The following is a 21558-nucleotide window of genomic DNA, read 5'->3' on the forward strand; positions in this document are numbered from 1 at the left end:
CCATGTCCAGTTTGATTAACAGCGCCATGAGTGGGCTCAACGCAGCCCAGGCCGCGCTTAATACCGCCAGTAATAACATTGCCAGTTATAACGTAGCGGGTTATACCCGTCAGACGACGGTGCTCACCTCAGGCAACAGTACCCTGACCGGTGGCGGCTGGGTGGGTAACGGTGTACTCGTTACCGGTGTTCAGCGTGAGTATGACGCCTTTATTACTAATCAGCTGCGTGCAGCGGAAAACCAGAACAGCGGTTTGACCACGCGTTACCAGCAGATGTCAAAAATTGACGATGTGCTGTCGGATACCACTAACTCACTGTCAACCAGCCTGCAGAGCTTCTTTTCCAGCCTGCAAACGCTGGTCAGTAACGCCTCTGACCCGTCATCCCGTCAGGCGATGCTGGGTAAAGCGAACGGTCTGGTTAACCAGTTCAAAGTGGCCGACCAGTACCTGCGTGACCAGGATAAACAGGTAAACCTGTCTATCTCTTCAAGCGTTGATCAGATCAACAACTACTCCACGCAGATTGCCAAACTTAACGATCAGATTTCCCGTCTGACCGCGGTTGGCGGCGGTGCGTCGCCGAACGACCTGCTCGATCAGCGCGACCAGTTGGTCAGCGAACTGAACAAAATTGTCGGTGTTGAAGTCAGCGTGCAGGATGGCAACACCTACAACATCAGCATGGGTGATGGCTACTCTCTGGTGCAGGGCAGCGATGCGCGCCAGCTGGCGGCCGTTCAGTCCAGCGCCGATCCATCACGTACTGCCGTGGCGTATGTTGACAAAACCGCAGGCAATATTGAGATCCCCGAAAAACTGATCACCACCGGTTCACTGGGTGGTTTGCTGGCGTTCCGTTCGCAGGATCTTGACCAGGCGCGTAATACGCTCGGGCAACTGGCGCTGTCGTTTGCTGATGCGTTCAACAAACAACATGAACAGGGTTTCGATGCGGATGGTACTCAAGGCGGCCAGTTCTTTACCATTGGCGCGCCATCAACCACCAGCAACTCAAAAAACACGGGTGATGCGGTATTGACCGCAGCCGTGAGCGACAGCACGGCGGTGCAGGCGACGGATTATAAAGTGGCGTTCGATGGCACTAACTGGAAAGTTACCCGTCTGTCCAACAACACCTCTTTTGCGGTGACGCCGGACCCTTCCGATGGCACGCTGAATTTCGATGGTCTGAAGGTCAACATCACCAGCACCACTGGTCCTAAAGCCAACGACAGCTTTACCGTTCGTCCGGTGAGCAATGCGATTGTCAATATGAGCGTTGCGGTTACCGATGAGTCGAAAATCGCCATGGCTTCTGTCGCCGGCTCAGGTGCGAGCGATAACCGCAACGGTCAGGCGATGCTGAATCTGCAAAGCGCGAAAGTCGTCGGCGGGAATAAAACGTTTAACGATGCGTATGCCACGCTGGTCAGCGATGTGGGTAACAAAACCTCGACGCTGAAAACCAGTTCCACCACGCAGACGAACGTTGTGACGCAGTTGACCAAGCAACAGCAGTCGATCTCCGGGGTTAACCTCGATGAAGAGTACGGTAACCTGCAGCGTTATCAACAATATTACCTGGCGAACGCTCAGGTGTTACAAACTGCAAGCACGCTGTTTGATGCGCTGCTCGGCATTCGCTAAGTAAGGGGTGAAAAATGCGTATCAGTACTCAAATGATGTACGAACAAAGCATGCGCGGCGTGACCAACTCGCAAAGCTTGTGGTTGGGTTACGGCGAGCAGATGGCGACCGGGCAGAAGGTTAACCGCCCGTCGGACGATCCGATTGCCGCTTCGCAGGCCGTGGTGATTTCGCAGGCGCAGGCGCAAAACAGCCAGTATGAGACGGCGCGTACTTTCGCCAGGCAGAAAGTGTCCCTGGAAGAGAGCGTATTGCAGCAGGTGACGACCGCGATCACTGGCGCGCAGGGCACCATTGTTAAAGCGGGCAACGGTTCGCTGAGTGATGATGACCGTGCTTCGCTGGCAACAGAGTTGCAGGGTTATCGCGATCAGTTGCTGAACCTGGCGAACAGCACCGACGGCAACGGCCGCTATATTTTTGGCGGTTATAAAACGGAAAGCGCGCCGTATGATGCCACGGGCACATATAGCGGTGGTAACCAGGCGATCTCCCAGCAGGTTGACGCCTCGCGTACCATGGTGATTGCGCATACGGGCACCGAGGTGTTCAACCATATCAGCAGCAACGCCACGCCAGAACCGATTGATCCGGGTACCGGCCTGCCGGGCACCTCGGAAACCGATCTGTTCAAAATGCTCGATACGGCGATTACCGCCCTGAAAACCCCGGTCGCAGGCGATGAAACCGCCAAGGCAGCAGCGCAGGCCGTAGTGGATAAAACCAGCCGTGGTCTGGGTAACTCCCTGAACAACGTGTCGACTGTTCGTGCTGAACTGGGTACGCAGTTGAACGAACTGGACACCCTCGATGCGTTGGGCGATGACCGTACGGTTGCGCTGAAACAGCAGAAGAGTGATTTGATTGACGTGGACTGGAACTCGGTGATTTCGTCTTACACCATGCAACAAGCCGCGCTGCAAGCATCCTATAAAGCGTTCACCGATATGCAGGGTCTGTCGCTGTTCCAGATGAATAAGTAATGTTTTCATTTTGAGCATGTCTTGAAACTGGGCATGTTCGGTATGCCCGCTCCATCACCCCGGAGCGGGCTTTTTTTTATCCTACGCTTTCTGCGCAGCTTGCTGGAGTTGGCGGGCGTCGAACAGGCGAATCAGCAGAGCAACCAAACCCGACACCGTTGCCAGCATCACCACACCCTGCCATGACGCGACGGAGTAAAGTTTGCTGCCCAGCACAGATCCCAGCGCCATGCCAATGAACACACCGGTAAACAACAGCGCATTCAGACGACCGCGCGCTTGCGGTTCAAGACCGTACACCAGGTTCTGGTGAGCAACCAGACTGGATTGCAGACCCAGGTCGAAGCCTACCGCCGAGAGGGCAATCAGTGCCAGTTGACCATGCGGCGGCAGTACCGGCAGCAGGAACATCAGGGCGAAAGAAATCGTTACCAGACCCGCGCCTAACTGTGTGACTTTTTCGGCGCCCACTTTATCTGCCAGGCCACCTGCCAGCGGTGCCGCTAACGCACCTGCCGCACCGGCGATGCCGAAAGTCCCCGCAACTGCGCTGCCTAACTGATATTTTTCCAGCAGCATCAACGCAAGGGTTGACCAGAACGCGCTAAACCCAATGGATAAAAAGCCCTGGGCGAAAGCGGCGCGGCGCAGTGCCGGATAGCGTTGCCACAGGTGCGCCATTGATTTCATCAGTGCCGGGTAGCTCAGCGTGGAGTGCGTCGCAAAGCGCGGCAGCACCGACCACATCAGCGCACCAATCAGCGCAATGCTGACTGCGGCAAGCTGGTACATGATACGCCAGCCGAATGCCGCGCCGACAAAGCCGCTGACGGTACGGGAAAGCAGGATGCCGAGCAGTAAACCGGTCATCACCGTGCCGACCATTTTCCCCTGTTTGCCCGCCGGTGCGAGAATAGCCGCCGCCGGAACAATATCCTGCGCCATCGTTGCGGCCATGCCCAGTAACAGGCTGACGATCAGCAATGAAGGCAGATGGCTGGTCAGGCTACAGGCCAGTAACAGTAGCGCCAGTGCCGCGCTTTTAAACAGGATCAGACGGCGGCGGTCGTGGCGGTCGCCCAACGGCAGCAGGAACAAAATGCCCAGCGCATAACCGGCCTGGGTGAGCGTCGGAACCAGGCCCATACCGTTGACGGTTAAGTGCAGGTCGCTGCCCATTAATGGCAATAGCGGTTGCGAATAGTAGATAGCCGCGACGCTGAATCCGGCGCCGAGCGCGAGGGCAAAAATGACCCAGCCAACAACATCTGACGAAAGAGAATAACGGTTCATAACAGGTTCCCCAGGAACGTTAGGTGTGAATAACGAAGTGAGGCCATTTTTACGCAGCCGGGCATGGCGCGGTAGCCAGCGGAGTGGTAAAACGGTTATACGTGAAACGTATAGGTAAGATAATAATGAAACGGCAAGAGCGTATAGATAGGGTGGATTTGATGCGGACCTACATCCGTATCGTGGAAGCCGGGTCGCTGTCGGCGGCGGCACGCCAGCTCGATACGACTCAGGCGACGGTCAGCCGCCGTTTGCAGTCGCTGGAGTCGCTGCTCGGCGTTAAGTTGCTCTTGCGCACCACCCATGCGATGAAGCTGACGGATGATGGCGAACGCTGCTACCAGCATGCAAAGCGCGTTGCGGATGCCTGGGTGGCGCTGGAAGATGAACTGAGCCAGTCCGACGACGAGCCGGTGGGGATTTTACGCGTGCGCGCGCCGCATGCTTTTGGTCAGGAACAACTGCTCGGTCCGTTGACCCAGTTTCTTGAACGCCATCCGCAACTCTCCGTTGAATGGATGCTCAATGACAAAAATGTCGATTTTCTCAGTGCCAATATCGATTGCGCCATTCGCGTTGGGGCAGAAGTGGATCCGGCAACCGTGTCGGTACTGCTGGCGGAAGTTCCCCGCAGTATCGTGGCGTCACCCGCGTTGCTGGCGCGTTTTCCCGCTGTCGACACACCGCAGCAGCTATCAGCATTGCCGTGGATTGCGCTCAGTACGTTCTACCAGCATGAAATTCATCTTAGCCATCTGCAAAGCGGCGATACGGAGCAGGTGGCGATTGCACCACGGCTTTATACCGATAGCCTGTATGCGGCCCGTAATACCGCTATCGGTGGGCTTGGCGTGACGTTGATTTCCAGTTGGGCGGTGGAAGAGGAGCTGCGCAGTGGCAAACTGATAGCGCTATTGCCGCAGTGGCAGGCCGCGCCGCTGCCGGTTCACCTGGTTTATCCGTGGGCGCGCTATTATCCCGCGCGATTACGGAAATTTTTACAACTGATGCGTGAAGTGATGCCGGGGCTTGGCGGTATGCGCCATCCGGTGCGGAAGGCATAAAAAAGCCGACCCGAGGGTCGGCTTTTTACCTACTGCCAGTGAATTACTCAGCCGCTGGCGGTTTCGTCGCGGGGGCGGTCGCTGCGTGCGTGGCGCTGTGGCCACCCGCAGAACCTTTACCTTCGAAGACGAAGTGCGGGCGTACCCAGTCACTGTGACGCGGCGCGTCCGGCACATAGGCAGGCGCTGGCGCTTTGGTCATTGGCGCGGTAGCCACTTTGCGTGCTACCGGAGCAACGTGCGCTACTACCGGCGCTTTCACCGGCTCGGCAACAACTGGCGCAGCCGTTTCTTCGGCAGTTTCCTCTACCGCATCAGTGGCTGGCGTTTCTGCTGCTGACGCGACTTCCTGCTGTGCTGGTTCGGCTTCTTCAGCTACTTCCTGCGCAACAGTTCGATCTTCTTCAGCAATCAGCTGCGGTTGTTCATCTACCGGCGTGTCAATGACTTCCGGGTGAGCGGTTTCAACTGCAACCGGCTGCGGTGCTTCAATCGCGGCTTGCGGTTCAACCACTACCGGCTCGACATTTTCAACCGTCGCCTGCGGCTCAACAATGTCCGCTTGCGGATGTGCAACCAGTTGTGCTTCAGCCATCGCCGGAGCGATATCCTGTTCAGGGGCGGCGTTGTTTTCAACGGCCAGTTCCTGAGTCTGCTGCTCTTCCTGCTGGCGCGGAACCGGGTAGCGGATCCACACTTTACCGGACGCCATTTCCGGTGACGCACAGGCGACGGTCAACGGCATGGCAGATTGCAGCGGATAGCGTTCATCACGGTAGCGACGGCGACGCTGACCGCTCACACGCAGGTGGCGCGGAGAACGGCGCGAACGGCGCGGCATCGCGTTTTCGCGTGCTTCAGCATTTTCATCCTGTTCCTGTACCGGTGCGGTTTCAACCACTGCTGGCAGGTCGACTTTCGCCAGCTGCGTGTTTTGCGCTACGGCGTTCTGTTCGGGGCCTTCTTCAACGCGGTTTTCTGCGTTGTTGTCACCGCCAATTCGTACTTTCTGGCTAAGTTGACGCTGTTTACGACGCGGCATGACCTGTACGCGCTCTTCCTGTTCGGTTTCCTGAGCAGGTTGTTCATCGCGGTTCAGCTCTTTGACATCCTGCTGCGCCTGGCGTTTATCATCGTTACGACGACGGTTGCGCTCGCGGCGAGGTTGCTGCTGCTCGTCACGCGATTTCGCTTTTTCTGTTTCATCAACAGCGGCCGGCTGGCGAGATTCACGGGCTTCGGCGTTTTGCTGTGATTTCTCACGACGGTTACGACGATTCTCTTCGCGGCCTTCGCGGTTATCACGGCTTTCGCGCGCTTCATTGCCTTCGCTGCGGTTGTCACGGCGGTCATTACGATCGCGACGGTTGCCCTGGCGTGATTTACGGCGATCCTGCTGACGCTCTTGTTTCTCGCCTTTTTTCTCTTCTTTTACTTCAACCGGCGCCGGAGCAGGTTCACTCGCGAACAAGCCTTTCAGTGCAGAGAAGAAACGACCAAGCAGGCCTGGCGCTGCTGCCGGTGTTGCGGCAGGTTGCGCCTGACTCGCGCTTGCGGCCGGTGCTTGTGGTGCTGGCGGAACGTCCGGCATAACGAAAGTAGCCAGTGCTGGTTGTTCAGGTAACTTACGCTCGGCGTACTCTTCTTCAGACGGCAGCGCCATCTCTTCTTCGTGCAGTTTCGGCAGCAGATAGCTCAGCGTTGGCGTCTCTTCGCCTTTACGCACGCGCAGTACGGAGTAGTGCGGGGTTTCCATCTGGTCGTTTGGCACGATCACGCAGCGGACGCCACCCTGACGGGCTTCGATAGCGCTTACCGCGGCACGTTTTTCGTTCAACAGATATGACGCGACCGGAACCGGTACAATCGCATGCACTTCCTGAGTGTTTTCTTTCAGCGCTTCTTCTTCAATCAGACGCAGAATCGACAGCGACAGGGATTCGTTATCACGAATGGTACCCGTACCGCTACAACGCGGGCAGACATGATGGCTGGACTCGCCCAACGATGGGCTCAGGCGCTGGCGGGACATCTCCAGCAGGCCGAAGCGGGAAATATGGCTGATCTGAATACGCGCACGATCCTGACGTACCGCTTCTCGCAGACGGTTTTCCACCGCGCGCTGATGGCGCACCGGGGTCATATCAATAAAGTCGATAACGATCAGGCCGCCCAGGTCACGCAGACGCAGCTGGCGAGCGATCTCATCTGCCGCTTCCAGGTTGGTGTTAAAGGCGGTCTCTTCAATATCGCCACCGCGCGTTGCGCGTGCGGAGTTGATATCGATGGCGGTCAGCGCTTCGGTGGAGTCAATAACGATAGAGCCACCGGATGGCAGACGGACTTCACGCTGGAAAGCGGATTCAATCTGCGACTCAATCTGGTAATGGCTGAACAGCGGGATTTCCCCGGTGTACAGTTTAATTTTGCTGCTGAAATCCGGACGACCCAGCGCAGCGATGTGCTGGCGCGCCAGCTCAAGCACTTTCGGGTTATCGATAAGGATTTCGCCGATATCCTGACGCAGATAGTCACGGAAAGCGCGCACAATCACGTTGCTTTCCTGATGGATCAGGAACGGCGCCGGGCGGCTTTCGGCGGCTTTCTGGATAGCTTCCCAGTGTTTCAGACGGAAGCTCAAATCCCACTGCAGCGCTTCGGCGGATTTGCCCACGCCTGCGGTGCGTACGATGAGCCCCATACCATCCGGTAATTCCAGGCTGGAGAGCGCTTCTTTCAGTTCGGTGCGATCGTCGCCTTCAATACGACGAGAAATGCCGCCCGCACGCGGGTTGTTCGGCATCAGCACCAGGTAGCTGCCCGCAAGGCTGATAAAGGTGGTCAGTGCCGCGCCTTTGTTGCCGCGCTCTTCTTTATCAATCTGAACGATGACTTCCTGACCTTCACGTAGTACGTCTTTGATGTTCGGACGTCCATGCGCGTTGTAATTAGCGGGGAAGTATTCGCGGGCGATCTCTTTGAGGGGGAGGAAACCGTGACGCTCGGCACCGTAATCAACGAATGCGGCTTCAAGGCTGGGTTCAATGCGGGTGATTTTACCTTTGTAGATGTTCGCTTTTTTCTGCTCGTGTCCCGGGCTTTCGATATCCAGGTCGTACAGGCGTTGACCATCAACAAGTGCGACACGCAACTCTTCTTGCTGAGTTGCGTTGATTAACATTCTTTTCATCGTAACTTACTCATTATTCTTACATTGACGACTAAGCTGCGGGCAAGATAACGCCTTTCCGGGGGAGAACCGATGGCCTCGAGACTATTCGCGTCGCCAACCTCACGGTTGTCGCTCGCTAAAGAGGCGCAGTGTGTCGGTTGCCTGTGTTTCCTGTGGAAAACACAGCGCAATTATCAGGGGAACAGCCTGGGAAAAACTCTCCAGAGAAGATTCCATCTACCGGTAAGGACTGCAACCCGCAGCCCGCTAACTGCCTGAAAGCTCAATACGTCTTACGCCATTGCTGCGTGTATGATCGGACAGGCAAAACTGGTCATTCCGCTCATTTACTTGTTTTAACAAGATTCAACACGGAAAACCGCAACATTATTCCTTGCGAACCCTGTTATAGCAAGCTGACTTTTACCATTTATCACCCGGTTACTCACAGTTTTTTCACCTTTGCCCGGAGATTGGTTTAATAACCGCCGAATCAACTGTGTAAAACGAAGTTGCCGGGTCAATTGTAAATATAAGCATAGAAAAATGAGTGGCGCTATTCAGCGTGGCTATTTAGAATCGCCTCCCATGAAAACTGAGACACCATCCGTAAAATTTGTTGCTATTACCGCTGATGAAGCGGGGCAACGTATCGATAATTTTTTACGTACCCAGCTCAAAGGGGTACCTAAAAGCATGATTTACCGCATCCTGCGTAAGGGTGAAGTGCGGGTGAATAAAAAACGTGTAAAACCGGAATATAAGCTGGAAGCGGGGGATGAAATCCGTATTCCGCCGGTACGCGTGGCAGAAAAAGAAGAAGAGGCGGTTTCTCCGCATTTGCAAAAAGTTGCCCAGCTAACCGACGTCATCCTCTATGAAGACGATCATATTCTGGTGCTGAATAAACCCTCGGGTACTGCAGTACACGGCGGTAGCGGGTTGAGCTTTGGCGTGATTGAAGGTTTGCGCGCGTTGCGCCCGGAAGCCCGTTTTCTTGAACTGGTTCACCGTTTAGATCGTGACACCTCCGGTGTTTTGCTGGTGGCAAAAAAACGTTCCGCACTGCGTTCCCTGCATGAGCAGTTGCGCGGTAAAGATATGCAGAAGGATTATCTGGCGCTGGTCCGCGGTCAGTGGCAGTCGCATGTCAAAGTGGTGCAGGCACCCTTGCTGAAAAATATTCTGCAAAGCGGCGAGCGGATAGTACGGGTAAACAGCGAAGGCAAACCTTCAGAGACGCGCTTCAAAGTTGAAGAACGCTACGAATTTGCGACGCTGGTGCGTTGTAGCCCGGTGACCGGACGTACGCATCAGATTCGTGTACATGCTCAGCATGCCGGCCACCCGATTGCTTTTGACGATCGCTATGGCGACCGCGAATTTGATAAGCAACTAGCGCAGACAGGGCTGTCACGACTGTTTCTGCACGCTGCGGCACTCAAGTTTACGCATCCCCATACGGGCGAAACCTTGCGTATAGAGGCGCCGCTTGATGATGCACTCAAACATTGTCTGCAGGTGTTACGCAACGCTAAGTAATTGTTTTCCCCTCGCGTCTGCGAGGGGAAAACATGGTGTGCTTACGGCTTCAGCCATTTGTCCAGCCACGGAAACACTTCATTTTGCTGTTCCTGATAAAAGACGTGTCCCAGCTCAGGCCAGCTTTTCGTCACCAGTTTGTCGTCCGCCTGCTGCGAAGACCACACCCGATGCACTTTGTTGAAAGCGTCTTTTACCGCCTCTGCCGGGAATAGCTTGTCTTTGCCGCCGCTGAAAATCAGCATTGGCTTCGGCGCTGCGATGCTGGCGATATCCGGAATATCCATATGGGCGGGCATCCCTGGATGCAGCATATAGAAAGCGGACTGACCGCGTAGCACGTTATTACCGGGTTGCATCAGACCGTTATAAGTTCCAAACCACGAAATAACCGCGGTAGCAGCGACTTTTTCGCTTAGCGCCGCCAGTTGCCAGGCGCGAAAACCACCCATTGAGAAACCCAACACGCCAACGCGTTTACTGTCCACTCCGGGATGCGCGGCGATAAAATCGACCGTGCGCATATCTTCATAGGCTACTTCGCCGGCCAGCGAGCGTCCCAGATTGAAGTAGTTGCTGGCCAGCGCTTGTTGCTGTTCATAAATCATCGGGCCGCGATCGCCCCATCCGGGACTGTCGATAGCGATAACCGCGTAACCCCGGCTTGCCAGTTCATCACCAATAAATTTTCCGCTGAAGAATTTGTCAGCCCACGCTTGCGCACTGGCGAGTTTCTCTGCATTGCCCCATGGGCGGATCAGCTTCTCTTTGCCGATATCAAACTTCGAGCCATGATCGTGCAACAGAACGATAGCAGGGTGCGGGCCGGGTGTTTTCGGCATCAGTAACAGCGCGGAAATGCGGTTATCGTCTGTAATATTCAGCGATAACTTTTCAGCGGTATAACTGCCACGATCTTCTTTGGCTATCGAGTGAGGGGAAAAGGGCTTAGTGGCATCCGGGGTGAGCAGGGCGCGGCGAAACAGCTGGCGGCTATGGGATTGCCACTGGCGAAAATCGTTGTAGTTGCCCGATAACCACGAATCGGGATAGCGCATCTGCGCTTTCAGCGTTTGCCAGCTTGCCGGAAGATTGCCTTCAACAATCCCCTCTGTTTGCCACTCATCTTGGGCATACACATTGCCAGACGCCAACAGGGCAAACATCAGCGGCAACGTACGTAAAATCTTCATCACCTCTCCTTAAATTAAAACGATGTTTTAATAATGGTGATGAATGTATCGTTTGCCTAAAAAAGAAACTGTGATCGCGAAAGCATTAGCTTAACAATGGGTTACAATGTTCACGCCGCAGCATCTGACACAATGCTATCAGCGGCAACCCTATTAATGTATTGGGGTCGCGTCCTTCAAGACGTTCAAACAGCGCAATACCCAGTCCTTCGCTTTTGAAGCTACCGGCACAGTTCAATGGGCGCTCTTTGCGGACATAGTCGTCGATTTCCTGTTCACTTAAACGGCGAAAATGGACGTCGAAAGGCTCACATTCCGTTTGTAAATGACCGGTTGCGGAATTAAACAGCGCCAGACCCGTATAAAAAGTCACAATATTGCCGCTGGCTTTCAGTAATTGCTGGCGGGCATTCTCTTCCGTGTGCGGTTTCCCGGTAATTTCGCCATCAAGCACGCACACTTGATCGGAGCCAATAATCAAATGTTGAGGGTATTTTTGCGCCAGTGATTGCGCCTTTTCCTGCGCCAGTCTTAGCACCAAATGGCGAGGCGCTTCGCCTGCGTGCGGGGTTTCGTCTGTCTGCGGCGCGGCGCATTCGAAGGGTAAGCCGAGCTTGTCGAGCAGGGCGCGGCGGTAGGGCGAAGTGGAAGCGAGGATAATTTGCGACATATTTTTTTCACCAAATATGGCTTAACAATGACAGGCATTTTAAACTGTAGGCCGCAATGTGTGCGAATTATTGGCAAAAGGCAACCGCAGGCTGCCTTTTTCTTTGACTATATGACGTTACAAAGTTAATATGCGCGCCCTATGCAAAAGGTAAAATTACCCCTGACTCTTGATCCGGTTCGCACGGCTCAAAAACGCCTTGATTACGAGGGTATCTATACTCCCGAACAGGCGGAGCGTGTCGCTGAATCTGTAGTCAGCGTAGACAGTGATGTGGAATGCTCCATGTCGTTCGCTATCGATAACCAACGTCTCGCCGTTTTAACCGGTGATGCGAAAGTCACGGTATCGCTCGAGTGCCAGCGTTGCGGGAAACCGTTCACCCATCAGGTCTACACCACGTATTGTTTTAGTCCTGTGCGTTCAGACGAACAGGCTGAAGCACTGCCGGAAGCGTATGAGCCGATTGAGGTTAACGAATTCGGTGAAATCGATCTGCTGGCGCTGGTCGAGGATGAAATCATTCTCTCCCTGCCTGTAGTTCCGGTGCATGATTCTGAACACTGTGAAGTGTCCGAGGCGGACATGGTCTTTGGGGAACTGCCTGATGAAGCGCAGAAACCAAACCCATTTGCCGTATTAGCCAGCTTAAAGCGTAAGTAATTAAGGAGTAAGGTCCATGGCCGTACAACAGAATAAACCAACCCGTTCCAAACGTGGCATGCGTCGTTCCCATGACGCGCTGACCGCAGTCACCAGCCTGTCTGTAGACAAAACTTCTGGTGAAACCCACCTGCGTCACCACGTTACCGCCGACGGTTTCTACCGCGGTCGCAAGGTTATCACTAAGTAATCACGCGCAAGCGTGATGAAGCTTAGTGAGGATTTCCCCGCATAAGCGGGGATAAACCGAACCAGGCTGCGACGATACCTTGACACGTCTAACCCTGGCGTTAGATGTCATGGGGGGAGATTTTGGCCCATCCGTGACAGTGCCTGCAGCTTTGCAGGCACTGAACTCTAATTCTCAACTTAACCTTCTTTTAGTCGGCGATCCCGACGCTATCACGCCATTACTTGCCAAAGCTGATTTCGAGCAACGCTCGCGCTTGCTTATTGTTCCTGCCCAGTCAGTTATTGCCAGTGATGCGCGCGCTGCGCAGGCGATTCGTAGTAGTCGTGGTACCTCTATGCGCATGGCGCTGGAGTTGGTTAAAGAGGGGCGTGCACAGGCCTGTGTGAGCGCGGGAAATACCGGCGCGCTGATGGGGCTGGCGAAAATGCTGCTCAAACCGCTTGAGGGAATTGAGCGTCCGGCGCTGGTGACCGTGTTGCCTCATCAACAGAAAGGCAAGACCGTTGTGCTGGATCTTGGGGCGAACGTCGATTGTGACAGCACGATGCTGGCGCAATTTGCCGTGATGGGCTCGGTGATGGCCGAAGAGATCCTCGGCATTGCCAACCCACGTGTGGCGCTACTGAATATTGGTGAAGAAGAGACCAAAGGCCACGAGAGCATCCGTGATGCTGCGGCATTATTACGCTCCATGTCCTCAATGAACTACATTGGTTATCTTGAAGCGAACGAATTATTGACCGGCAAAACGGATGTGCTGGTGTGTGACGGTTTTACCGGCAACGTCACATTAAAAACAATGGAAGGTGTTGTCAGAATGTTTCTTTCGCTGCTGAAATCGCAGGGTGAAGGGAAAAAAAGGTCGTGGTGGCTGATTTTATTAAAGCGTTGGTTACAAAAAAGCCTGACAAGGCGATTCAGTCACCTCAACCCCGACCAGTATAATGGCGCCTGTCTGTTAGGATTGCGCGGCACTGTGATTAAGAGTCATGGTGCGGCGAATCAGCGCGCATTTTGCGTGGCAATTGAGCAGGCAGTGCAGGCGGTGCAGCGGCAGGTTCCACAACGGATCGCCGCTCGCCTGGAATCTGTGTATGCACACTCGTCTTCGTCTGCAACGCATGGCGAAAACCAGAGCGTGTGTATATTACCCAAGAGTGACTGAGCGTACATGTATACGAAGATTATTGGTACCGGCAGTTATCTGCCTGAGCAGGTTCGGACAAACGCCGATTTAGAAAAAATGGTGGAAACCTCTGACGAGTGGATTGTTAGCCGTACAGGGATCCGTGAGCGCCGCATCGCCGCTGCAAACGAAACGGTTTCGACCATGGGCTATGAAGCCGCTAAGCGTGCGCTTGAGATGGCAGGCATCGATAACGATCAGATTGGCTTGATCATTGTTGCTACCACTTCTGCAACGCATGCCTTTCCGAGCGCGGCTTGCCAAATCCAGAATATGCTGGAAATCAAAGGCTGCCCGGCGTTTGACGTTGCTGCCGCCTGTGCGGGCTTCACTTATGCGCTGAGCATCGCCGATCAGTATGTTAAATCCGGTGCGGTGAAACATGCGTTGGTCATTGGTTCTGATGCGCTCGCGCGTACATTAGATCCGGACGACCGCGGCACGATTATTCTGTTTGGCGATGGCGCCGGCGCTGTTGTTCTGGGTGCTTCCGAAGAGCCAGGCATCATCTCCACACATATGCACGCAGACGGGAGTTACGGTGAGCTGCTGACGCTGCCTAATCTTGATCGTGTGCATCCGGAAAACCCGACTTATCTGACGATGGCGGGTAACGAAGTATTCAAAGTTGCGGTGACAGAACTGGCGCGTATTGTTGATGAAACATTGACGGCCAATAATCTTGAGCGCAGCGAGCTGGACTGGCTGGTGCCACATCAGGCTAACTTGCGCATTATCAGCGCGACAGCGAAGAAGCTCGGCATGTCGATGGATAGCGTCGTCGTTACGCTCGATCGCCATGGCAACACCTCCGCAGCTTCCGTTCCCAGCGCGCTTGATGAAGCGGTACGCGACGGACGCATTAAACCGGGGCAACTTGTCCTGCTGGAAGCGTTTGGTGGCGGATTTACCTGGGGCTCGGCGCTGGTTCGTTTCTGAGTATAAGGATAAAAAAATGACGCAATTTGCTTTTGTGTTCCCGGGACAAGGCTCCCAAACCGTCGGTATGTTAGCTGATATGGCTGCGGCTTATCCGGTGATTGAAGAGACATTCGCAGAGGCATCAGCTGTTCTGGGTTACGATCTCTGGTCTCTGGTGCAACAAGGCCCGGCGGAAGAACTGAACAAAACCTGGCAGACACAACCGGCACTGCTGGCCGCTTCTGTCGCGTTGTGGCGCGTATGGCAGCAGCAGGGGGGTAAAACGCCTGCGCTGATGGCGGGGCATAGCCTGGGCGAATACTCCGCATTAGTATGTGCGGGTGTTATCACGTTTGCTGATGCGGTTCGTTTGGTTGAACTGCGTGGGAAATTCATGCAGGAAGCCGTGCCGGCGGGTACTGGCGCGATGTCCGCCATTATTGGTCTGGATGATGCTTCTATTGCCAAAGCATGTGAAGAATCTGCACAAGGGCAAGTTGTCTCTCCAGTGAACTATAATTCGCCAGGCCAGGTGGTTATTGCTGGTCATAAAGAAGCCGTTGAGCGCGCCGGTGCTGCTTGTAAAGCTGCAGGTGCCAAACGTGCGTTGCCGTTGCCGGTGAGCGTGCCGTCACACTGTGCGCTGATGAAGCCTGCCGCAGAAAAACTGGCCGCTGAATTAAATAACATTACTTTTAACGCGCCGCAGATCCCGGTTGTAAATAACGTGGATGTGAAGTGCGAAACGACGCCAGAAGCGATTCGCGATGCGCTGGTTCGCCAGCTGTACAGCCCCGTGCAATGGACGAAAAGCGTAGAGTTTATGGCGTCGCAGGGCATTGAACATCTGTATGAAGTTGGTCCGGGTAAAGTCCTCACCGGCCTGACTAAACGTATTGTTGACACCCTGACCGCATCTGCGCTCAATGAGCCGGCTGCCGTGTCAGAGGCACTTGCGCAATAAAAGAGGAAGACCATGAGTTTTGAAGGAAAAATCGCACTGGTTACCGGTGCAAGCCGCGGTATTGGTCGCGCTATCGCTGAAACCCTCGTTGCCCGTGGCGCGAAGGTTATCGGTACGGCGACCAGCGAGAGCGGCGCGCAGGCGATCAGCGACTATTTAGGTGCGAATGGCAAAGGTCTGCTGCTGAATGTGACTGATGCGGCATCCATCGAATCTGTTCTGGAAAACATTCGCGCAGAATTTGGCGAGGTTGATATTCTGGTAAATAATGCCGGGATCACCCGTGATAACCTGCTAATGCGCATGAAAGAGGATGAATGGAACGATATTCTCGACACCAATCTTTCATCCGTTTTCCGTCTGTCAAAAGCGGTAATGCGCGCTATGATGAAAAAGCGTCATGGGCGTATTATCACTATCGGTTCTGTGGTTGGTACCATGGGAAATGCTGGTCAGGCCAACTACGCTGCGGCGAAAGCGGGTCTTATCGGTTTCAGTAAATCGTTGGCGCGTGAAGTTGCGTCCCGCGGTATTACTGTAAACGTTGTTGCTCCGGGTTTTATTGAAACGGACATGACGCGTGCGCTGTCTGATGATCAGCGTGCGGGTATTCTGGCGCAGGTTCCTGCGGGCCGCCTTGGCGGTGCTCAGGAAATCGCCAGTGCGGTTGCATTTTTAGCCTCTGACGAGGCAGGTTACATCACTGGTGAAACCCTGCACGTCAATGGCGGAATGTATATGGTTTAACCACGATGAAAATTATTTGCGTTATTAGGGCGAAAAGCCTCAAAATAGCGTAAAATCGTGGTAAGAACTGCCGGGATTTAGTTGCAAATTTTTCAACATTTTATACACTACGAAAACCATCGCGAAAGCGAGTTTTGATAGGAAATTTAAGAGTATGAGCACTATCGAAGAACGCGTTAAGAAAATTATCGGCGAACAGCTGGGCGTTAAGCAGGAAGAAGTTACCAACAATGCTTCCTTCGTTGAAGACCTGGGCGCTGATTCTCTTGACACCGTTGAGCTGGTAATGGCTCTGGAAGAAGAGTTTGATACTGAGATTCCGGACGAAGAAGCTGAGAAGATCACCACCGTTCAGGCTGCCATTGATTACATCAACGGTCACCAGGCGTAAGTGAACATCTCCAGGCGGTCACTCGACCGCCTGAGTTTTATCTGAAGTTATCCCACGAATCTCTTTTTTATCCCTCCCTGGAGGACAAACGTGTCTAAGCGTCGTGTAGTTGTGACCGGACTTGGCATGTTGTCTCCTGTCGGCAATACCGTAGAGTCTACCTGGAAAGCTCTCCTTGCCGGTCAGAGTGGCATCAGCCTGATCGACCATTTCGATACTAGCGCCTATGCAACCAAATTTGCTGGCTTAGTAAAGGATTTTAACTGTGAAGACATCATCTCGCGCAAAGAACAGCGCAAGATGGACGACTTCATTCAATATGGAATTGTGGCTGGCGTTCAGGCCATGCAGGATTCCGGCCTTGAAGTCACAGAAGAGAACGCATCCCGTATTGGCGCAGCGATTGGTTCTGGTATCGGCGGCCTCGGCCTGATCGAAGAAAACCACAGCTCCCTCGTCAAGGGTGGGCCGCGTAAAATCAGCCCGTTCTTCGTACCTTCAACGATTGTCAACATGGTGGCAGGTCATCTGACTATCATGTTCGGTCTGCAAGGCCCGAGTATTTCCATCGCGACAGCGTGTACCTCTGGTGTGCATAACATCGGTCATGCGGCGCGTATCATCGCTTACGGTGACGCCGACGCAATGCTGGCAGGCGGCGCGGAAAAAGCCAGTACGCCGTTAGGCGTGGGTGGTTTTGGCGCAGCGCGCGCGTTGTCTACCCGCAACGACAATCCGCAGGCGGCAAGCCGTCCGTGGGACAAAGAGCGTGACGGCTTTGTTCTCGGCGATGGCGCGGGCATCATCATGCTGGAAGAGTATGAGCATGCGAAAAAGCGCGGCGCGAAAATTTATGCTGAAATCGTCGGCTTTGGTATGAGCAGCGATGCTTACCATATGACGTCTCCGCCGGAAAACGGTGCGGGTGCCGCGAAGGCGATGGTTAATGCCCTGCGAGATGCCGGCATCACCCCAGCCCAGATTGGCTATGTTAATGCGCACGGTACATCGACGCCAGCGGGCGATATGGCTGAAGCGCAGGCTGTGAAATCGGTATTTGGCGACGCGGCTCGCACAGTAATGGTCAGTTCGACCAAATCGATGACCGGTCATCTGTTGGGGGCGGCAGGCGCAGTAGAATCTATCTACTCGATCCTCGCCCTGCGCGATCAGGCTGTTCCGCCGACCATCAACCTGGATAACCCGGATGAAGGTTGCGATCTGGATTTTGTGCCGCATGTTGCACGCCAGGTGAGCGGTATGGAGTACACCCTGTGTAACTCCTTCGGTTTTGGTGGCACCAACGGCTCATTGATCTTCAAGAAAGTCTGATCATTTAGCTGTGTACTAAAGGCCCGCTTGTCGGGCCTTTTCTATTCGGGTTTATCCCCTTGTCCTGCGCTTTTCATCCTGCCAAACTGTCCGGCCAGACGCATAAGGAGCCCCCTATGTTCTTGATTAATGGTAAAGAGCAGCAATGGCTTGCCGCCAATGATCGGGCGACGCAATTTGGCGATGGCTGTTTTACCACCGCGCGCGTCCTTGAAGGGCAAATTCAGTTTCTAGACGCGCATCTCCAGCGCCTGCGTCTGGCCTGTAAACGGCTCCAGATCCCTTATCTCGACTGGGACGTACTGGCGCGGGAAATGACCCACCTCGCGAGAGAAAAAGAAGAGGGTGTGGTGAAAGTTATTCTCAGCCGTGGTACTGGCGGGCGCGGCTATAGCGCTGCGGGTTGTGAAGCGCCGACGCGGATAGTGTCGGTATCAGCAAGCCCTGCGCATTACGCGCGTTGGCGGCAGGAAGGGGTAACGCTGGCATTGAGTGATATTTGCCTCGGACGCAACCCGATGCTCGCCGGGATCAAACACCTTAACCGACTGGAGCAGGTATTGATTCGTGCCGGGCTTGAGCGGACCTCAGCCGATGAAGCGCTGGTGCTGGATAGCGAAGGCTGGCTGATTGAATGTTGTGCCGCCAATATCTTCTGGCGGCAGGGTGCGAAGGTCTTCACGCCACGCGTTGATCAGGCCGGTGTTAATGGCATTATGCGTCAATATTGTTTGCGCCAGTTGAAAACTTCCGCTTTTGAGGTTGTCGAAGTCAATGCGCGGCACGATGTGCTGATGCTGGCTGACGAAGTCATTATTTGTAACGCGTTGATGCCAGTTGTTCCCGTCCGCCAGTGGGCGGAACAGCGCTGGTCAGCGCGCGATTTGTACCATTTTTTAGCCCCCTTGTGTGAGCGCATAAATCCGTCATGAAGAAAATGTTACGTGTAGTTCTCCTCCTGTTGGCTTTGCTGGTTATTGCGGCGGGAGCCGGTGTCTGGAAGGTTCGCCAGTTAGCGGACAGCCAGATCCTGATTAAAGATGAAACCATTTTCACGCTGCCCGCCGGAACTGGTCGGGTGGCGTTGGGTGAATTGTTGTATCGCGAAAAGGTAATTAATCGCCCGCGCGTGTTCCAGTGGCTGCTGCGACTGGAGCCTGATCTATCACATTTCAAAGCCGGCACCTATCGTTTTACACCGAAGATGACCGTGCGCGAGATGCTGCAGTTACTGGAGAGCGGGAAAGAAGCACAGTTTCCGCTGCGTCTGGTTGAAGGTATGCGCCTGAGTGATTACCTCAAGCAACTGCGCGACGCGCCATATATTAAGCACACACTGAAAGATGATGATTACGCTACGGTGGCCGAGGCGCTGAAGCTGGAACACCCGCAATGGGTAGAAGGTTGGTTCTGGCCCGATACCTGGATGTACACCGCCAATACGACGGACATTGCGCTGCTCAAGCGTGCGCATCAGAAAATGTCGCGTGCGGTGGAGCAAGCCTGGGAAGGGCGCATGGAGGGGCTACCGTATAAAGATCAGAACCAACTGGTCACCATGGCGTCGATTATCGAAAAAGAGACGGCTGTCGCCAGCGAACGCGATCAGGTGGCCTCCGTCTTTATTAACCGCTTGCGCGTCGGGATGCGGCTGCAGACCGATCCGACGGTTATCTACGGGATGGGCGCGCGTTATAATGGTAAGCTGTCGCGCGCCGATCTGGAAACGCCGAGCGACTATAACACCTATGTGATTAGCGGCTTGCCGCCGGGCCCAATTGCTACACCCGGTGAGGCCTCGCTGAAAGCGGCGGCGCATCCGGCGAAAACGCCGTATCTCTATTTTGTCGCGGATGGAAAAGGCGGACATACATTTAATACCAATCTCGCCAGCCATAACCGGGCAGTGCAGGACTACCTGAAAGTACTTAAGGAAAAAAATGGGCAGTAAATACATCGTTATCGAAGGGCTTGAAGGCGCAGGGAAAACCACGGCGCGCGATGTCATCGTTGAGACGCTGAAAGAGCTTGGCGTCGGTGAAATGGTGTTTACGCGGGAACCGGGCGGTACGCTGCTGGCGGAAAAATTGCGCAGCCTGGTGCTGGATATCCGTTCTGTTGGTGATGAAGTCATTACCGATAAGGCCGAAGTTCTGATGTTTTACGCAGCTCGTGTGCAACTGGTAGAAACCGTCATTAAACCTGCACTGGCGCGTGGTTGCTGGGTGATCGGCGATCGTCATGATCTCTCAACGCAGGCATACCAGGGCGGCGGACGCGGTATTGATCAAACCATGCTGGCTACACTGCGCGATGCCGTACTGGGAGATTTTCGCCCGGATTTGACGCTCTATCTGGATGTCACGCCGGAAGTCGGTCTGAAACGTGCGCGTGCGCGTGGTGAATTGGATCGTATCGAACAAGAGTCGCTGGATTTCTTCAATCGTACCCGCGCACGCTATCTCGAACTGGCGGCGCAGGATGAGCGTATTCGCACTATTGATGCGACACAACCACTGGACAACGTGATTGCCGACATCCGCCAGACAGTGACAGCCTGGGTGCAGGAGCAGGGCGCATGAAATGGTATCCGTGGCTGCGTCCCGATTTTGAGCAACTGGTTGCCAGTTATCAGAGCGGTCGTGGACACCACGCGTTGCTGATCCACGCCCTGCCGGGGATGGGCGAAGATGCCCTGATTTATGCCATCAGCCGTTTCTTGCTATGCCAGACACCTGAAGGCCATAAAAGCTGCGGTCACTGCCGCGGTTGTCAGCTTATGCAGGCTGGAACGCACCCCGATTACTATGCACTGGCACCGGAAAAAGGAAAATCGGCGCTTGGCATTGACGCGGTGCGTGAAGTGAGTGAAAAGCTTTACGAACATGCGCGGCTGGGTGGCGCGAAAGTGGTGTGGATCCAGGATGCCGCGTTGCTGACCGACGCTGCCGCCAACGCGTTGCTGAAGACACTGGAAGAACCGCCCGCGCATACCTGGTTCTTCCTCGGCTGCCGGGAGCCGGCGCGATTATTAGCGACCTTGCGCAGCCGCTGCCGCTCGCACCACCTTGCGCCTCCCGCTGAAAACTACGCCTGCAGCTGGCTTGCACGGGAAGTTACCGCCTCGCATGAGTCGATTCTGACCGCACTACGTTTGTGCGCCGGTTCGCCTGGTGCGGCAGAAGCGCTGCTTCAGGACGATGCCTGGGCGCAACGGCAGACGCTTTGCCAGGCAACAGACGCGGCGCTGAATAGCGGTGACTGGCTGGCGATGCTTGCGACGCTCAACCACGACAAAGTGGCTGAACGTCTGCAGTGGTTCTCTGCGTTGCTTCTTGATGCATTAAAAATGCAGCAAGGCGCGACATTGCTCAGCAATGTTGATGCCTTAGCGCTGGTAGAAAAGCTGGCGCGCCAGGTGCAAGCGCCAACGCTGCATGCGTTGCTGCATGCTATTTTTACCTGTCGTGAACAGTTGCTTAGTGTGGTCGGGGTTAACCGCGAGTTGCTGCTGACTGATTTATTGTTAACGCTGGAACGTTACCAGCAAACAGGCGTAACGCTTCCTGTCTCCCATCTGTAAGAGAACATT

General features: G+C 54.6%; 20 protein-coding genes. 16 read left to right on the forward strand and 4 right to left on the reverse strand.

Annotation, left to right across the window (positions count from 1 at the left end; translation table 11 throughout):
* Positions 1 to 2: 2 nt before the first annotated feature.
* Together flgK and flgL are read left to right on the forward strand one after the other, a co-directional pair.
* Positions 3 to 1652, forward strand: coding sequence for a flagellar hook-associated protein FlgK (gene flgK / locus IP581_RS08885; protein ID WP_193822315.1), 1650 nt, complete (start codon positions 3 to 5; stop codon positions 1650 to 1652).
* A gap of 14 nt (positions 1653 to 1666) precedes the next feature.
* Entirely contained in the window at positions 1667 to 2635 is a 969-nt protein-coding gene (gene flgL / locus IP581_RS08890; RefSeq protein WP_086869739.1) for a flagellar hook-associated protein FlgL, read from the forward strand.
* Positions 2636 to 2716: 81 nt separating this feature from the next.
* On the opposite strand, the gene IP581_RS08895 is transcribed toward flgL, so the two are convergent.
* Positions 2717 to 3928 carry an MFS transporter gene (locus IP581_RS08895; protein WP_193822316.1) on the reverse strand — a complete coding sequence of 404 codons (1212 nt, stop codon included), beginning with the start codon at positions 3926 to 3928 and terminating at the stop codon, positions 2717 to 2719.
* Positions 3929 to 4089: 161 nt separating this feature from the next.
* Here IP581_RS08895 and IP581_RS08900 point away from each other — a divergent pair, with 161 nt between their 5' ends.
* Positions 4090 to 4992 (forward strand): LysR family transcriptional regulator, encoded by a 903-nt coding sequence (locus IP581_RS08900; protein ID WP_407659126.1) that lies wholly within the window; start codon positions 4090 to 4092, stop codon positions 4990 to 4992.
* A 43-nt stretch (positions 4993 to 5035) separates the two neighbouring features.
* On the opposite strand, the gene rne is transcribed toward IP581_RS08900, so the two are convergent.
* A complete protein-coding gene (gene rne, locus IP581_RS08905; protein ID WP_193822318.1) occupies positions 5036 to 8182 on the reverse strand; it encodes a ribonuclease E in 3147 nt (1048 codons plus the stop codon).
* 570 nt (positions 8183 to 8752) lie between these two features.
* Between rne and rluC the strand changes: the two genes are divergently transcribed.
* Positions 8753 to 9706, forward strand: coding sequence for a 23S rRNA pseudouridine(955/2504/2580) synthase RluC (rluC, locus tag IP581_RS08910; RefSeq protein WP_193822319.1), 954 nt, complete (start codon positions 8753 to 8755; stop codon positions 9704 to 9706).
* Positions 9707 to 9747: 41 nt separating this feature from the next.
* On the opposite strand, the gene IP581_RS08915 is transcribed toward rluC, so the two are convergent.
* On the reverse strand, positions 9748 to 10899 hold the full coding sequence (locus IP581_RS08915; protein WP_193822320.1) for a dienelactone hydrolase family protein: 1152 nt from the start codon (positions 10897 to 10899) through the stop codon (positions 9748 to 9750).
* Positions 10900 to 10984: 85 nt separating this feature from the next.
* The gene (locus IP581_RS08920; protein ID WP_086869730.1) at positions 10985 to 11569 is read right to left on the reverse strand and encodes a Maf family protein; all 585 of its coding nucleotides are present in this window, start codon (positions 11567 to 11569) and stop codon (positions 10985 to 10987) included.
* A 141-nt stretch (positions 11570 to 11710) separates the two neighbouring features.
* On the opposite strand from IP581_RS08920, the gene yceD reads away from it, so the two are divergent.
* From yceD to holB, 12 genes are all read left to right on the forward strand, one after another.
* A complete protein-coding gene (gene yceD / locus IP581_RS08925) occupies positions 11711 to 12232 on the forward strand; it encodes a 23S rRNA accumulation protein YceD (protein WP_007374493.1) in 522 nt (173 codons plus the stop codon).
* Between the two features lie 16 nt (positions 12233 to 12248).
* Positions 12249 to 12422 (forward strand): 50S ribosomal protein L32, encoded by a 174-nt coding sequence (gene rpmF, locus IP581_RS08930; protein WP_020457446.1) that lies wholly within the window; start codon positions 12249 to 12251, stop codon positions 12420 to 12422.
* A 79-nt stretch (positions 12423 to 12501) separates the two neighbouring features.
* Entirely contained in the window at positions 12502 to 13590 is a 1089-nt protein-coding gene (gene plsX / locus IP581_RS08935; RefSeq protein ID WP_193822321.1) for a phosphate acyltransferase PlsX, read from the forward strand.
* A 6-nt stretch (positions 13591 to 13596) separates the two neighbouring features.
* Positions 13597 to 14550 (forward strand): beta-ketoacyl-ACP synthase III, encoded by a 954-nt coding sequence (locus tag IP581_RS08940; RefSeq protein WP_086869726.1) that lies wholly within the window; start codon positions 13597 to 13599, stop codon positions 14548 to 14550.
* A gap of 16 nt (positions 14551 to 14566) precedes the next feature.
* Complete coding sequence (gene fabD, locus IP581_RS08945) at positions 14567 to 15496, forward strand: ACP S-malonyltransferase (protein ID WP_193822322.1); 930 nt, start codon at positions 14567 to 14569, stop codon at positions 15494 to 15496.
* Positions 15497 to 15508: 12 nt separating this feature from the next.
* Positions 15509 to 16243, forward strand: coding sequence for a 3-oxoacyl-ACP reductase FabG (gene fabG / locus IP581_RS08950; RefSeq protein ID WP_017456423.1), 735 nt, complete (start codon positions 15509 to 15511; stop codon positions 16241 to 16243).
* 154 nt (positions 16244 to 16397) lie between these two features.
* A complete protein-coding gene (gene acpP / locus IP581_RS08955; RefSeq protein ID WP_000103754.1) occupies positions 16398 to 16634 on the forward strand; it encodes an acyl carrier protein in 237 nt (78 codons plus the stop codon).
* Between the two features lie 90 nt (positions 16635 to 16724).
* Positions 16725 to 17966 (forward strand): beta-ketoacyl-ACP synthase II, encoded by a 1242-nt coding sequence (gene fabF, locus IP581_RS08960; protein WP_017456424.1) that lies wholly within the window; start codon positions 16725 to 16727, stop codon positions 17964 to 17966.
* Positions 17967 to 18082: 116 nt separating this feature from the next.
* A complete protein-coding gene (gene pabC / locus IP581_RS08965) occupies positions 18083 to 18898 on the forward strand; it encodes an aminodeoxychorismate lyase (RefSeq protein WP_086869721.1) in 816 nt (271 codons plus the stop codon).
* Positions 18895 to 19917, forward strand: a complete 1023-nt coding sequence (yceG, locus tag IP581_RS08970; protein WP_193822323.1) for a cell division protein YceG — start codon at positions 18895 to 18897, stop codon at positions 19915 to 19917. The genes pabC and yceG overlap by 4 nt, the downstream gene beginning before the upstream one ends.
* Positions 19907 to 20548: a dTMP kinase gene (gene tmk, locus IP581_RS08975; RefSeq protein ID WP_086869717.1), complete on the forward strand. Its 642-nt coding sequence runs from the start codon at positions 19907 to 19909 to the stop codon at positions 20546 to 20548. The genes yceG and tmk overlap by 11 nt, the downstream gene beginning before the upstream one ends.
* Positions 20545 to 21549, forward strand: a complete 1005-nt coding sequence (gene holB, locus IP581_RS08980) for a DNA polymerase III subunit delta' (protein WP_193822324.1) — start codon at positions 20545 to 20547, stop codon at positions 21547 to 21549. Before tmk ends, holB begins: the two co-directional genes overlap by 4 nt.
* Positions 21550 to 21558: the final 9 nt, after the last annotated feature.

The sequence above is a fragment of the Kosakonia pseudosacchari genome, from assembly GCF_015167415.1.
GTDB classification, from domain to species: domain Bacteria; phylum Pseudomonadota; class Gammaproteobacteria; order Enterobacterales; family Enterobacteriaceae; genus Kosakonia; species Kosakonia pseudosacchari.

Bases quoted from the DNA above. Each gene is read 5' to 3' on its own strand.
- flgK (WP_193822315.1), top strand. From the start codon at position 3: ATGTCCAGTTTGATTAACAGCGCCATGAGTGGGCTCAACGCAGCCCAG.
- flgL (WP_086869739.1), top strand. From the start codon at position 1,667: ATGCGTATCAGTACTCAAATGATGTACGAACAAAGCATGCGCGGCGTG.
- IP581_RS08895 (WP_193822316.1), bottom strand. From the start codon at position 3,928: ATGAACCGTTATTCTCTTTCGTCAGATGTTGTTGGCTGGGTCATTTTT.
- IP581_RS08900 (WP_407659126.1), top strand. From the start codon at position 4,090: ATGCGGACCTACATCCGTATCGTGGAAGCCGGGTCGCTGTCGGCGGCG.
- rne (WP_193822318.1), bottom strand. From the start codon at position 8,182: ATGAAAAGAATGTTAATCAACGCAACTCAGCAAGAAGAGTTGCGTGTC.
- rluC (WP_193822319.1), top strand. From the start codon at position 8,753: ATGAAAACTGAGACACCATCCGTAAAATTTGTTGCTATTACCGCTGAT.
- IP581_RS08915 (WP_193822320.1), bottom strand. From the start codon at position 10,899: ATGAAGATTTTACGTACGTTGCCGCTGATGTTTGCCCTGTTGGCGTCT.
- IP581_RS08920 (WP_086869730.1), bottom strand. From the start codon at position 11,569: ATGTCGCAAATTATCCTCGCTTCCACTTCGCCCTACCGCCGCGCCCTG.
- yceD (WP_007374493.1), top strand. From the start codon at position 11,711: ATGCAAAAGGTAAAATTACCCCTGACTCTTGATCCGGTTCGCACGGCT.
- rpmF (WP_020457446.1), top strand. From the start codon at position 12,249: ATGGCCGTACAACAGAATAAACCAACCCGTTCCAAACGTGGCATGCGT.
- IP581_RS08940 (WP_086869726.1), top strand. From the start codon at position 13,597: ATGTATACGAAGATTATTGGTACCGGCAGTTATCTGCCTGAGCAGGTT.
- fabD (WP_193822322.1), top strand. From the start codon at position 14,567: ATGACGCAATTTGCTTTTGTGTTCCCGGGACAAGGCTCCCAAACCGTC.
- fabG (WP_017456423.1), top strand. From the start codon at position 15,509: ATGAGTTTTGAAGGAAAAATCGCACTGGTTACCGGTGCAAGCCGCGGT.
- acpP (WP_000103754.1), top strand. From the start codon at position 16,398: ATGAGCACTATCGAAGAACGCGTTAAGAAAATTATCGGCGAACAGCTG.
- pabC (WP_086869721.1), top strand. From the start codon at position 18,083: ATGTTCTTGATTAATGGTAAAGAGCAGCAATGGCTTGCCGCCAATGAT.
- yceG (WP_193822323.1), top strand. From the start codon at position 18,895: ATGAAGAAAATGTTACGTGTAGTTCTCCTCCTGTTGGCTTTGCTGGTT.
- tmk (WP_086869717.1), top strand. From the start codon at position 19,907: ATGGGCAGTAAATACATCGTTATCGAAGGGCTTGAAGGCGCAGGGAAA.
- holB (WP_193822324.1), top strand. From the start codon at position 20,545: ATGAAATGGTATCCGTGGCTGCGTCCCGATTTTGAGCAACTGGTTGCC.